Source organism: Gallionella capsiferriformans ES-2 (assembly GCF_000145255.1).
In the GTDB taxonomy this organism is placed as follows: Bacteria; Pseudomonadota; Gammaproteobacteria; order Burkholderiales; family Gallionellaceae; genus Gallionella; species Gallionella capsiferriformans.
The window spans coordinates 812,043-826,089 of sequence record NC_014394.1 but is presented as its reverse complement, the minus strand read 5'-3'; the positions used below and the strand labels follow the sequence as shown (position 1 = coordinate 826,089).

The window sequence follows — 14,047 nt, the reverse complement described above, 5'->3', positions numbered from 1 at the left end:
TCCTTAGCGATACAGCAACTCGGTGTTGTAAAAACCGCGCACGTTTTCCGGGCAGCGGTTGCGGCAGTAGTCATCTTCATCCGGCAGGCCTGCGTGCCAGGCCTGCAACAACAGGGGTTTTGGCGCGTACTGCGGATTGGGATCGAGCGGATGCGGACAGGCTGACACGACGACCAGCACGTTCATTTCAAAGCGCAGCTCGACGTAGTCGCCCGCCTTGGAATGAAGGCTTTGATAGTGCAGACCGCCCTCCTCGTCCACACTCACCTTGCTAAAAAAATTCACATTTGGCACGATGTCGCGTCGACCCATCCCCCACTTACCAAGCTCAATGACCATGCTGTCCATCGCATTGCGGTGCATGGCGTTGCGCTGCTGCTGGTAAGTTGACGTACCGTATTTTTTCGTCACCAGTGCCGCGTTGCTCATGCCGCAAATTGTGTCGTGCCAGCCGCAACTGTCCTCGATAACGGAAGCCAGCACGCGCCCCATGTCGGAATAACACACGAAGCCACGAGTCAAATGCGCGGTGTGCTGTGCCTTGAGCGTATCGGCCATGTTGTAGCGCTCCAGCTTCTCTTGCTGGTTGTAAAACAGCGTGGACAAATTTGCGCCGCCTTCCATATCGGTGATGCGCAGTGCCGTGCCGCGCCGCATCGAAAATGAGGCGTGTGCGCCGCCGGGGATAGTGTCTTCCCACAGCCTGTTGAATTCTGAGAGTTTTTCAGTCATAGCATTCCTTGCATATCGTTAGTTGTTGTCAGCAGGCTTGGTCATCCGCGCCAGCAATTCCAGATCGGTGTGCACGCCGGCGGTTTCGCGGATACGGGTCAGGATGGCTTTTTTCTGCTGCATGAATTCCGCTGAGAGTTTCATGTCCTGATTGCGTTGTGCCGGCAGATTCACAGGGCAAATACTGTCGATACGTCCGGGACGCGGAGCCATCACCACAACGCGCTGGCCAAGATAGATCGCTTCTTCCACATCGTGCGTGACGAACACGATGGTGGTCTTCTCCAGTTTGGATACATGCAAAATCATGTCGTGCATCACTTCACGCGTCTGAGCATCCAGCGCGCCAAACGGCTCGTCCATCAGCAGTATCTGCGGGCGGGGCAGTAATGCGCGTGCAATGGCAACCCGTTGCTGCATACCGCCGGATAGCTGGTTCGGGTAGGCATTTTTTACATGGTTCAGACCCATCAAATCAATTAACGCATCCGCCCGGCCTGAGGCGGCTTCAACATCCGCAGAGGTGATGTCTTCGAGATTGATTTGCAGCTGGCGCGTGAATTTGATGTTATCCATCACCGTCAGCCAGGGGTACAGACTGTAGTGCTGAAATACCATGGCGCGGTCAACTCCGGGGCCGCTGATCGGCGTCCCGTCTACCTTGATGCTGCCTGAGGAAAGCGTCTCCAATCCGGCGATGCAGCGCAACAGGGTGGATTTCCCGCAGCCGGATGCACCGACGAAAGTCACAAACTCATTGCTGCCAATATCCAGGCATACTTCCTGCAAGGCCGTGATGCTGCCATCGCCGAATGTCTTGCAGGCCTTTTCAATACGTATTTTGATGTCCATTATCGCCACCTATTTTTTGTACAACCAAGGAAAGCTCTTACGATGCAGCCAACGGAACAGCTGGTCGATCGCTAATCCGATCAGTCCGATCAGGATGATCCCGGCGAAGATTTTGTCGGTCTGCATGAAACGCTGCGCCCTTAGAATGGCGTAGCCTAATCCGGAATTTGCAGCGACCAGTTCAGCGACCACCAGATAGGTCCACGCCCACCCCATGGTGACGCGCAGGGTGTCAAGTAAAGCCGGCTTAGCGGATTGAACAATGACCCGTGAGACGATTTCGCTACGCGTCGCACCCATGGTTTGCGCGGCCTCGATTTGCGTGACGGGAACCCGGCGCACATCTTCCGCGATCATCAATACCATCTGAAAGAAGGTGCCGATGAAGATAATGGCGATCTTGGAGCTTTCATCGATACCGACCCACAACATGACCAGCGGAATGAAAGCCACTGCCGGCATATAGCGAATAAAGTCGGTCAAGGGTTCGAGCAGTGCCTGCACCGGACGGTAGGTGCCGATCATGATGCCCAGCGGAATCGCAAGTACCGCCGACAGGCTAAACCCGGCTGCGACCCGGTAGGTGCTGATCCACATGTCACCCAGCAGATCGTCATCGTTGAACCAGCTGTATAGCCGTAACAGCACGTCCACCGGACTGGGCATGAATACCTTGTCCATTAGCCCGCTCGCAGATAACCACCCCCATGCAGCAAGTGGCAGCAACATGCCCGTCAGCGCGAACAACAGATAGGCACGCTGACTAAGCTGTCCGCGTATCACCCAAAGGGCGCGCCATCCGCAGACGACAGGATGCTGGCGTGATTGATCACTAGACATTGGGCACCTCGTTGTTGTCTGCAAAGTGCCTATATGATACTAATTGCGATTCAACCAATTGTTTTGACGACATAATTTGACTCCTGAAATGAAATAGCCCGAGAGGGTGCCAATAAAAATTGGTCACAACCTCCCGGGCTTTTATCCCTCCGTGAAGTCTTATCATCGACAAGACCGAGAACTCTCGGACCAGACACTGCCAAAATTTAATTGGCAGTCGGAACCCTAGTTCTTCTGCAAGTGGCCGACCTATCGGATCGACACCCTCGCAATAATTAAAGCATAAAGCATGCCACAGTTTGCATCGCCGTAAACACGGTTGTTTTTCTGCGCAGATCGCTGCCAAGCACCCAAAAATGGTGCGGCACCTGATGCCGATGCACCAGAGTCGGGCGAAAATAGGCTGCACGCTGGCTGATGGCGGCTCCTCTACCACTCATTTGTGCAAACCGTCCCCAGTTCACATGCTCGACTCAACACATGGGTGGTGTTGTCCATCATCGTACAGGGTTAACCAGTCGCCCCCCATTGAACAGCCACTATTTTTTACGCCAGCCTGTGCGCCACTCCACTGCCCTTTTCTGCGGCCATATTGACAATATGATAAAAATGATAATAATGATACAAATTATCATATTTCTGAAAATCCAGTCGAATTACGGGGTACGCTATGCAACAAGATGTTTACACCACACAAGATGCAGCCAAATTACTGGGCGTATCCTTGCGTACCGTGCAACTATGGGTTGAAAGCGGCAGTTTGCTGGCTTGGAAAACACCCGGGGGGCATCGCCGTGTACTGAAGGAATCCGTCGATTGCCTGCTGCATAAACGTGACGTCCAGCCAGCAGCTAATGTCGCAGACACGCATGCACTGATCAGCATCTTAGTCGTCGAGGATAATCTTTCGCTCTGCAAGCTATATGAAGCGACCATCAAAAGCTGGAAATTGCCGATTGATTTAAAAATCGTACACGACGGTTTTGCCGCGCTAGTTGCGATCGGCGCCAGCCAACCGAACATCATCATCACCGACATCGATATACCGGGAATGGACGGCATTATGATGTTGCACAAACTACGCGAGGAACATGCATGCGACGATAGCGAGATTATCGTAGTAACAGGTCTTGATGCCGTCCGTCTTCAGGAGATGGGGGGCGTTCCAGACGGCATATCTGTATTCCTCAAGCCCGCCCCGTTCGGGATGATTCAAGCTCGGATTCAAGAAATTGCCAATCAAAGACTGGGAGTCAGTCGTGCTTGATGCAACACAGACCACCTCAATCAGCTACCCGAATGATTACGCTGCCGTTGGAATCCTCACTGCCCCACTTGAAGATCAGCCACCGGGTCGGAACGCCATTTGGCAGCTAGACGACTGGTCGGCGACCGACATCACACTGATCACCGTCACCACCTGCGCTAATTTTCAAAAAACCGTCGCGCCCCCAAAGTCGATTCGCGATGCAGCAGTATTTAAGACCAGTAAGCAAGCCCCCTTTCCGCTGGCCGCTATAACTACAAATAAGGCACTTGCAGCATGAAAAAGAACCTTCCCGTCACTCAACGCGAGATTAATTACAGCGAAACAATGGTGTTCATCACTAAAACTGATACCAAAGGCCTCATTACCTATGCGAATGATTCTTTCATCGATATCAGCGGATTCTCAGGTGAAGAATTGCTGGGACACAACCATAACGTAGTTCGCCATCCAGACATGCCGGAATGGGCATTCGAAAATCTCTGGGGAACGGTGAAGGCAGGATATCCTTGGTCCGGTATCGTAAAAAATCGCGCTAAGGGTGGCGACCATTACTGGGTAAAGGCTTCCGTCTCGCCTATCAAAGAAAATGGCAATATTATCGGCTATATTTCACTACGCAAGAAACCAACTCGCCAAGAAGTTGAAGCGGCAGAGCATCTGTATCGCGGCAAGCCACCGCGCGCGCATAAACAGGATGGGCGCAACTATTTCGGCAACCTTCCCTTGCATGCGAAACTGCAGCTACTGATACAGCCTGTGCTATTCGTGTTTCTCATCCTCTCTGCACTTACCACCGCTGTGAACATGGACGATCAGCTGCACCACAACGCCCACCATGCAGCAGAGAGTATCGCGAATGAAATGCTGGACAGCGCAAACTTGATGATGGTCACCGGACAAATCGGTGATCCGGAAACGCGCAAACTGATGCTCCATAAAATATCTGAATCGAATGATCTGCTGGCCTTACAGTTAATACGCTCCAACCATGTAAACAAACAGTATGGCGCGGGGCTTCCTGAAGAGCAGATACAGAACGATATCCAGCGTCAGACGCTGCTGCACGGTCAATCTTACTTCGCGATTGATCGTACCGGTGGAGGTGCCGTACTACATGCCATCATTCCTTACGCCGGCAGTCGCGCACATGGCGGAACCGACTGTTTAAGCTGCCATGAGGCGCCAGAAGGAACGATACTTGGGGCAGCCGACTTACGCATCAATCTGGATGAAGAGTATCAGGCGTTCTACCTATTCATCGCAAAGTTATTTGCCGGACAAGTATTCGCGCAGGTATTCCTGTTCTTTTTCATCCGATGGGCTGTGAGCCGATATGTCTCAACGCCGGTACGATCCATTAACGGACACTTAGAAAATCTGGTTAATGGAAATAGCGATATGTCTAACCACACCGCCATCAACGGGCGGGACGAAATGGGCAATATCCTATGCTCGGTGCAATCGACCAAAGTCTTGGTAGGTTCGGTGATTGACCAGATCACCGCAGCGGCCAGTCAAGTGAAAGAACGCTCCGCCCGCCTGAATAATGCGGTCGAAAAACTGAGCGATGCCTCACTAACACAGTCTGATGCATCTAGCAGCATGGCAGCCGCTGTTGAGCAGATGAGTGTCAGAATGGACCAAATAGCCAGCAATGCCCAAGAAGTCATGGATATCTCCGTTAGTTCAAAGCGACTGGCCGACAATGGCAAACAGGTCGTTGAGCAAGCCGTACACAGCATCGAGGAGACAAACACTTCAATACACGGTGTCGCCGAGACCATACGGGAACTTGGCGAAAAATCGGCGCAAGTTCAGGATATTGTCAACATAATCAAAGCAATTGCAGCCCAGACAAATCTGCTTGCACTCAACGCAGCTATCGAAGCTGCACGAGCTGGCGACCACGGCAGGGGATTTTCCGTGGTTGCCGATGAGGTTCACAAACTCGCCGACCAGACCTCATCCGCCACGCAGGAAATACAGTTAATGATCGACAATTTTAGAGAAACAGCCGAACACGCCGTGGACGAAATGAGTGTCGTTATAGGAAAAATGGAATCCGGTGCAGCGCTGACGACAAAAGCGGGCGAATCCATAGTCGAAATCAATGCAGGTGCCAGTCATGTACTTGCAGGAATCAAGGACATTTTGTACTCACTTAAAGAACAAGCGGCAGCGGGTCAGAACATAGCATCAAATGTCGAAAAAGTTGCGCAAATAGCAGAAGATAATCGTGCTGCAGTCGGAAGCGTAGATCGTACCGCAGAAAAATTGTCGAGTTTTTCAAGAGATCTTCAGCTATCAGTTGCACACTTTAAAATTTAAGTTATGGCATCGTGGTAGGACCATCTAATTCTACAATTTTTAATTCAATTAAAAAATTAAATTAAACGGCAAGGAAGCTATTGTGATTAACAACCCTATCGCAGTATTATCATCTAACAATACAACTATTTATATATTAATTTTAATCGTTATATTAGAACTAAAGTTTAAACTTAATTTAACTGATAAATACAATAAATTTATTCTAAATACCATACTTATCATTCTGGGAAGTTCTTTTATTATCTTCCATGAACACATCATTATAGGTGATATTTTTGTTGATTTACGCGGGGTCGGAATTGGTCTAGCCTTATTATTTGGCGGGCCTTTTATTGGTGCAATAACCACACTGTCTGAATTACTATTGCACATCGGGATAGGGGGAATAACCTCCATAGCAGGATCAATTGGGTTAATTTTCGATTATTTCCTAGCACTGCTCGTAATAAAAATTTTCGTTAATAATTCCAATAGAATAAATTTTTTACATGTTGCACTAATCGGTGCTGCAGTTGGAATTGGAGAATCAACATCAATACTATTCAGCCAATCACCCAATGCAGGATTGATTTTGTTTAAGGACAATGGATTAAATTTATTCTTAATCCAGTTCAATGCCATGTGCCTGTTTGGCTGGTTATTAAAAATACAAGACGATAGAACACGTGGGCAAAAAAACGGGAGTGATCGAACTGAGCAGTTGTTTTCAGCCATGAGGACTGGGCTGTCCGCATTATCAACCGCAATACACGATCTATCCACAACCGGTCATGAGCAACGTGTTGCAGACCTGGCAGTGAAAGTTGGCAAGGCTATGGGGCTGGATTCAAACCGCCTAGAGGAGTTAAAAATAGCAGCCATCCTTCATGATGTAGGACAAATTCAGATACCGAGAGAAATAATCTCCGCACCTCAAAAACTAACCCCTGAAGAGTTCGATCTCGTTAAGTTGCATGTAGATGCTGGTCACAAAATACTCAAAGACTTCCAATTACCTTCGTCAATCGCTGAGATTATTCTCCAACACCATGAGCATATCGATGGCAGTGGTTATCCGAACGGACTCAAAGGGGACGAATTATTACTGGAATCGAAGATTCTTCATGTGTGCGACGCCTTAGAAGCAATGACTTCACATCGTCAATTTCGACGCGCATATAGTATTGATCAGGCGTTTAATGAATTAAATCGTTTTAAGGAAACTCGTTACCACTCTCAATCTGTTGAAATATGTGAAAGGCTGTTCCGAAACGAAGGGTATGCTTTTCCATCATACAATCAGCAGAGCACTCTGTGATTTTTTAACATATAGGACACGTTAAATTGGTTTAGCAGATCGCAATTTACATCAATTCAATTATCCGCGGTGCACCACATTAGATTCAGCATAAATTTCCCTTAGTAAAAGAGAATAAAAATTTAATTTGATATGCTTGTTAGCATCACTAGATAACAAAAATACAATTTTATAGCCTCAAACTTAACCATATTGTACTGACTTATAAATCAGCCTACTTGTATGTACTACAAAATATAATCTACCGTTAAATTAATAACATGTTGTTATTAGATTACACCTGAAATTATTTTAGGCGAGTAGTTAATAAAATAGTTATACAATTTTTCATAACTATTTAAATTATCGATTTGTACCATCAAAATTTATTACAGATACTTAAAATTATGCCCTTACCTCAATTAAATAACCCACAAAATATTTTCCTTGAATCGTCAAATTCAACGAGTGATAAATTAAGAATAATACATGATAGCCTCATGAAAAACTTTAACGATTTGGATCGTATCGCTGTCGCAATGTATGATGAAAAATCGGATATGCTTAAGACTTTTATCAACAGCACGCGCCAAGGATATCCAATTGAAAAGTACGAGTTTAAGCTATCAGACTGCTACACTTTAAACCGACTTGCCAAAGAGGGAGTATATCGGGTCATTGATGATATTCCGGATAGCATAATTGCCTCATCACCGCATTCTGACTGGCTACTAAAACAAGGGTATTATTCATCGTTTACTGTGCCAATTTATGATAACGGACACTTTCTCGGAATGATTTTCTTTGATTCAGTTAAGTCTGCGGCTTTCAGCTCAAAAATACAACGCGATCTTCTTATGTACTCAAGCTTGATCAACATGATAATTTCAGAGGAAATCTCGGCGGTAAGATCAATTGTCACATCAGCTAAAGTAGCTAGAGAAATATCAAATCTTCGTGATTTTGAAACGGGGGCACATCTTGAGCGCATGGCCAGATTCGCCAGAATAATTGCACTTGAACTGGCGGAATCACATAATTTGAGTGATGAATTTATAGAGCATTTATATCTGTTCGCACCATTGCATGATATTGGCAAAATTGGCATCCCTGACAAGATACTTTTAAAACCAGGAAAGTTTGATGAAGCAGAAATAACTATTATGAAGGGGCATGTCACCAAAGGCGTCGAGCTGGTTGAAAAAATCCTGGGAGGTTTTGCGCTGACTCACCTACCCGATTCCATAATTTTGAAAAATATTATTGGCTGCCACCATGAGTTTCTTGATGGGTCTGGTTATCCCCATGGCTTGCGCGGTGATGAAATCCCCATCGAGGCACGCATTGTCACGGCATCTGACATTTACGATGCACTAACCAGCGTTCGACCTTACAAAAAGGCCTGGAGTCCGGATTCTGCGATCGACGAGTTAACTTCAATGGTTAGACAAGGAAAGCTCGATCCAGACTGTATCCAAGCTATTCGAAAGCGACTACCTGATTTAGTCGATATAACCAGTAAATTCGCCGAAATAAAATAATGAATTTGCCCAATATTTCTACGTATAGACATGAGACCCAGCAAAAGCGACTTAGCTTTCGCCGTCCATATCAATATGGTGCATCTTAACGCTTACAATATTTTATCGTGAAGTAAACTCATACAGACTTTGCCGATTACGTTTTTTGATAACGAACAAGGTTCGCATGCCCCGCTACCTGCGACTTTACCCAACTCAAACTAACGCAAAGTAACGACTCAGACGAGATACCGCCGCATAAGCCAGCTCAACACCGAGCGCTTAACACCGCATTGCGCGCGGCATATGCATCATCCGACCCCTCATCCGGCGCTTCACACCCTATACACAGCAACGGAATTTCTCAGTTGCAATGCAAGCATATCCAATTCCGCCGCCGTTGTACTGTTAGCTACCGACACATTATTGTTACTTTCAGTCATTTGGGCGATCTGTTCGATATTGACGGCAATCTGGCGAATCGCGGCATCCTGTTCAGCTAGCGCATTGGAGATACTCATTACATCGTTGGAGACCTCGACATCATCCTGATCAATCTGTTGAAGTGCATTCGCAGATTGGTTGACAAGCGCCAAGCTAGACGCCGCATTCATATTGGCCTGTTGCATTGAAACCACAGCGCCGCCGATATCATCCTGAATCGCTTTGATCAAAGCTGCAATCTCCCCCGTCGCCGAGCCAGTGCGCTCGGCCAGCTTCCTGACCTCGTCTGCAACCACAGCAAAGCCGCGACCTTGCTCACCCGCACGAGCAGCTTCAATCGCCGCATTCAAGGCAAGCAGATTGGTCTGATCGGCGATCTCCTTAATCACTTTAACGATATTACCTATCTTTTTTGAGCTCTCATCAAGATGCTGCACACTATCTCCAGAGTCTCGAATCAATTTTGCGACATCATCCATCTTGATGACCGTCTCCTGCATGATCTTCCCTGCATTCTCGCTATCCTGACGAGCTTGGATCACCAACTCGGCTGCCGCTTGTGCATTGCTAGCTGTTTCGCTGAGGCTGACTGAAGACTCCTCAACTGCTGCGGCCACCGATTCTGCTGCACTAGATTGAACGATAGAATTTTCTCTTACCTCATTACTTGAAACAGCCAACCCATGTGCAGCTGCCGTAATTTGTTCACTCGATTGTTTGGTCTCCAAGATGATTTTGCGGAATTTATCGATGAGCTGGTTCAGCGCTTTACCGGCACGAATGACTTCAGAGGCACCCCGTTCAGGCACCTTGCCCGAAAAATCGTTATTTGCAATGGCCTTCTCAGTAAAGATCACCATGTCATTGAGCGGCGTTCCGATACTCTTGGCGACCCAATAGGACACTACGATGGTCGTTAAAATCGCAAGCAGCCCGCCAAGCAAGACGGCAGTGAGTTGAGTCCGGCTGGCGTTCTGAAATGCAGCCGCATCCGTGTTGATTTGGTTCGTAATCAGCTCTTCGGTTGCATGCAGCCCATCGATCTTCATCGAGATCGTTTTGAACCATTGCGTAGGTTCAACGCCAAAATCTCCTTCAGATGATTTGCTGATAAGTATCTCCCGGTAGGCCGCCACCTCTTTTTCAGCTGCGCCAGCCAATACACTCGCAAGTGCAGCCTTCAACGCCGGACTAGCGATGCTGCGAAAATCATTCAGATAAGCATCCTGATGATTGATCTTGCTCAAGATGGTTCGGTATTGCGCCGGCGTTATCTTGTTGGCCGCGAAAACTGCCGTGACTAATGCCCGCTCCTGCCCGGCATTTTCCTTCGCGCGAAGAAAGCTGAGATAAGCGATCATCTGCTGAGAAACAGAAGCATCGCTATTCGATCCGACGCCGACACCCATTGCATCGATCAACTGAGAAATCGTTCCCGTGTAATACGCCACTTCCTCCGGGACGGTTAGCGAAAAATCACTGGCACGCCGACGTATCTCGGCAAGCCTGTTGAGACTATTTTGCGCTTGAGATACCGCATCAACCAGCTTCGGCATCTGAGCTGAATCAATCATAGCAACTTCTTTACTCAGCTCTGCCAAACGTTCACTCGTCTTCTGGCGCATATCCGGCAATACATCCGAGAACTTTTGTCCTTTTGATTGCAGAAAACCCGCTGTGGCCCCCCGTTCAATCTGAAGCGTGTGGATCAAATTTCCTGCGCTCACTGAAAGGCTCATGAGCTGGTGTGTTTGAACGCTGTTTTGATAGGAGGTATAGGCTTGGATTATCAGAAAACTCGCTAAAAAAATGAGTGCGGCGAGCGGGACCATCACGAGTAACACCAGTCTTTGGCTTATTGAAGCGAGTTTCATTGTTCCCCTCCTTATTTATATTTTTACTGTCTACACGTTTTAATTGAGCCTATTTTAAACACCCAGCTGCAATATATTCAGGTTTAATACATGTATTTTCGACACATCAAGGCTGATCTTGAGCAGAAAAGTAAAATATAAAAGCGGTGTCCTTAAAACGAGTTTTCTGATTGATGCACTGCTCTCATCTCAGCCAGGCTGGCCATCGGCACGCGGTCGCCAAAACGCAGGCAAGTAACGCCATACCCACGGTGAGAAGCAGGCCAACCACCCCAGCGCGGAAAATATGTACCACAGGTAGGGATTGTGTAGCGGCAGTACATCCGCCATCACTCGCACTAATACGACTAACTGTATGCCTAAAAACATCAGCTTGAGCGAAATCCCAATATTGAACGGCAAACCGGAATGACCGAGAGTGACGCGTGTGCCCATCCCTATCATCAAGGTGGCGTAGCCGCCGATCGTGAGCGCATGTAACGGGGCTAATGCCCACCTCGATTCTCCATTCATAAAGACTAGCCAACTTTGCGCGGTGAAAAATAGCATGGCAATACCCATCCATGCGAAACCCACATGCAACACCGCCAACAGCGGGTTGCTCAAACTGCGGCGGAATCCCCATAAGTAACTCAGATACAAAGTCGAGGCCGCAACCGGTGCATCGCATAACCATAACCAATTCGTCTGATCTGCGAACGACAGCACGCCATGCACGACACTCCCCGCCAACACCGTCCACCACGGCCAGAAGGGCCGCGGCACATCGGGTTGCGACAACGCATTACTGGTAAAAAAGGGAATCATACGGTGCGCGACACTGGCGAACAGCGGCAAAAGGAAAAACCATAAACCGCTCTGAATCGAGAAGTTCAAAAAACCATATTCAGCGCTCATCAACCAAATCAGATAACTCGCCAGACCGCACCATCCCAGCGCGAGCGCGATGAGCAATACAACGGGATGACGTTTATCGCCCGGACGGGTCTCCAACACCACGCGCATTAAGGCATAGAGCGCGACCCCCCATCCGGCCAGGACAGACGCGACTGCCACAACCAGGATCGCCACGCCAAAGATCATGCCGGCATAAAACGCCACAACGCCCAGGCTCATCAATCCAAATGCGGTGACATAGCGCTCGGCAGGGATTTCGTTGCCTGCCATCCAGCGCGGGAAAGTCGTCATCAAAAAGCCGAACATAAAGAACGGTAACAGACTGTAAATCATCAGAAATACATGTGCGGCACGCGGTGCAACAGCCCAACTGACGGGCTGAGCACCGTAACGCGTTGTCAATTCCAGCGTCCACCACAGCATGACGGCGATGGATTGCACTGCCCCACCGAAAAACATGACGCGATGAGGGGCTGCGGTGAAGTTTTTAAGCATATTAATTCCGTGCTGAAGATAAAAATCCGCCAACGGTAGGCAAGCAGACTGCTAGCAGAGGTGAAGCTCTAGCTAGCGTTGGATGCTTCGATCATTTTTCGACTCTCCCCCCGGCCGATAGTCAGCAAGTCCCATACCAATAAGATAAAACCTGCGAGGAACATCACGCCGAACACTTCACGCCACCACATACCTTGAACAAACCAAGGATGTATCTGCGCCGCGAAATAGCCGATCCAGGTCGAGCCTTCGATAGCACGCTCAATCTGCGACTGCACGTAACCTGAGACCAACATCGAGACCGTCATGCCAACCATGCCTAAGTTGAGCAGAAACAACGCCCACTTCCACCTCCAGCCATTGCCCGCCAGATCGCCTGACATCCAAACGCCGCCCAGCCAACGCTGGATGCCAAGATAGAACATGGCGATAATGATGGTCGCGTAAGCGCCAAAAAAGGCTAAGTGACCATGCGATGCGGACCATTGTGTGCCGTGGGTATATAAATTGATCTGCGGCAACGTGTGCATGAAGCCCCACACCCCCGCCCCGAAAAAATTACCGAAGGCGTGTGCAATTAACCACGCCATAGCAGGATGATTTGAATTCTTGGCGTGACGCGCTCCTGCATCAAACACCGCATGCACCACCATCGCGACCAGCGGAATCGGTTCGAGTGCAGAGAAGAAGCCGCCGATGCTGAACCAGTATTCAGGCGTACCAATCCAGAAGTAGTGGTGGCCTAACCCCAGTATGCCTGAACCGAACATCAAGGCGACTTCGATATACAGCCATGTCTCGACAATTTTGCGACTCACGCCCAACACCTTCATCAGCCCGTAAGCCATGATGCAGGCAACCATGACCTCCCAAGTCGCCTCTACCCACAGATGAATCACCCACCACCACCAGTATTGGTCGATGGAGATATTGGTGGTATAGAACATACCCGCCAGATAAATACCGAACAGTGCCAACATATCCAGCACCAGCACACCGGCAATCCCCGTGTAGCGTCCTTTGGAAAAGGTGGCAGCCACGTTATAGAACACCACCAGCACGCTGACCACGATGCCAATGTCGGCCCAACGCGGCGCCTCGATGTATTCGCGGCCTTCGTTAATCAGCCAGATAGTGGATTCTTTACCGGGTCCGATCTGCACAAACAGATACACCAACACCACGACGGTCACCGCCGCGGTGAGTACCCAGTAGATAAGATTCCCCAGCTTGAGTCCGACCACCTCATGTTGCGATTCTTCTTCCAGCAGCCAATATACCGAGCCTAAGAATCCGTACAGCAGCCACACTACCAGCGCGTTGATATGCACCATGCGATTGACGCTGAAATCCAGCACACCATACAGGAAATCCGGATACAAATATTGCAAGCCCGAAAGCAGGCCGAACAACACTTGCGCACCGAACAACACGATCGCTACGATGAAATATTTCACCGCCAGCTTCTGCCCGCCATTCAAGTTGGCACTATCCAACATTCCTAGCATCGCCATGA

At 48.7% G+C, this 14,047-nt stretch carries 12 protein-coding genes and 1 riboswitch; of the genes, 5 read left to right on the top strand and 7 right to left on the bottom strand.

What is annotated here, in order from left to right; translation table 11 throughout:
• Window positions 1-3: 3 nt before the first annotated feature.
• The 4 genes from GALF_RS03920 to GALF_RS15650 all read right to left on the bottom strand — a co-directional run bounded on the left by GALF_RS03920 (window position 4) and on the right by GALF_RS15650 (window position 2,864).
• On the bottom strand, window positions 4-732 hold the full coding sequence (locus tag GALF_RS03920) for an urea amidolyase associated protein UAAP1 (protein WP_013292756.1): 729 nt from the start codon (window positions 730-732) through the stop codon (window positions 4-6).
• Between the two features lie 18 nt (window positions 733-750).
• Window positions 751-1,584, bottom strand: coding sequence for an ABC transporter ATP-binding protein (locus GALF_RS03915; protein ID WP_013292755.1), 834 nt, complete (start codon window positions 1,582-1,584; stop codon window positions 751-753).
• A 9-nt stretch (window positions 1,585-1,593) separates the two neighbouring features.
• Window positions 1,594-2,424: an ABC transporter permease gene (locus GALF_RS03910; protein WP_013292754.1), complete on the bottom strand. Its 831-nt coding sequence runs from the start codon at window positions 2,422-2,424 to the stop codon at window positions 1,594-1,596.
• Window positions 2,425-2,552: 128 nt separating this feature from the next.
• Window positions 2,553-2,664: riboswitch (guanidine-I (ykkC/yxkD leader) on the bottom strand.
• A gap of 35 nt (window positions 2,665-2,699) precedes the next feature.
• Complete coding sequence (locus GALF_RS15650) at window positions 2,700-2,864, bottom strand: hypothetical protein (RefSeq protein WP_190274093.1); 165 nt, start codon at window positions 2,862-2,864, stop codon at window positions 2,700-2,702.
• Between the two features lie 230 nt (window positions 2,865-3,094).
• On the opposite strand from GALF_RS15650, the gene GALF_RS03905 reads away from it, so the two are divergent.
• The 5 genes from GALF_RS03905 (at window position 3,095) to GALF_RS03885 (ending at window position 8,842) form a co-directional block, all read left to right on the top strand.
• Window positions 3,095-3,691: a response regulator gene (locus GALF_RS03905; protein WP_013292753.1), complete on the top strand. Its 597-nt coding sequence runs from the start codon at window positions 3,095-3,097 to the stop codon at window positions 3,689-3,691.
• A complete protein-coding gene (locus GALF_RS03900) occupies window positions 3,684-3,971 on the top strand; it encodes a hypothetical protein (protein WP_013292752.1) in 288 nt (95 codons plus the stop codon). The genes GALF_RS03905 and GALF_RS03900 overlap by 8 nt, the downstream gene beginning before the upstream one ends.
• Entirely contained in the window at window positions 3,968-6,022 is a 2,055-nt protein-coding gene (locus tag GALF_RS03895; protein WP_013292751.1) for a methyl-accepting chemotaxis protein, read from the top strand. The genes GALF_RS03900 and GALF_RS03895 overlap by 4 nt, the downstream gene beginning before the upstream one ends.
• A gap of 82 nt (window positions 6,023-6,104) precedes the next feature.
• Window positions 6,105-7,322 carry an HD-GYP domain-containing protein gene (locus tag GALF_RS14810; RefSeq protein WP_013292750.1) on the top strand — a complete coding sequence of 406 codons (1,218 nt, stop codon included), beginning with the start codon at window positions 6,105-6,107 and terminating at the stop codon, window positions 7,320-7,322.
• Between the two features lie 479 nt (window positions 7,323-7,801).
• A complete protein-coding gene (locus GALF_RS03885; RefSeq protein WP_223293726.1) occupies window positions 7,802-8,842 on the top strand; it encodes an HD-GYP domain-containing protein in 1,041 nt (346 codons plus the stop codon).
• Window positions 8,843-9,156: 314 nt separating this feature from the next.
• Here the strand turns inward: GALF_RS03885 and GALF_RS03880 are convergent, their stop codons facing one another.
• From GALF_RS03880 to GALF_RS03870, 3 genes are all read right to left on the bottom strand, one after another.
• Window positions 9,157-11,139 (bottom strand): methyl-accepting chemotaxis protein, encoded by a 1,983-nt coding sequence (locus GALF_RS03880; RefSeq protein WP_013292748.1) that lies wholly within the window; start codon window positions 11,137-11,139, stop codon window positions 9,157-9,159.
• A gap of 189 nt (window positions 11,140-11,328) precedes the next feature.
• Complete coding sequence (locus tag GALF_RS03875; protein WP_013292747.1) at window positions 11,329-12,531, bottom strand: NnrS family protein; 1,203 nt, start codon at window positions 12,529-12,531, stop codon at window positions 11,329-11,331.
• 68 nt (window positions 12,532-12,599) lie between these two features.
• Window positions 12,600-14,045: a cbb3-type cytochrome c oxidase subunit I gene (locus tag GALF_RS03870; protein WP_013292746.1), complete on the bottom strand. Its 1,446-nt coding sequence runs from the start codon at window positions 14,043-14,045 to the stop codon at window positions 12,600-12,602.
• Window positions 14,046-14,047: the final 2 nt, after the last annotated feature.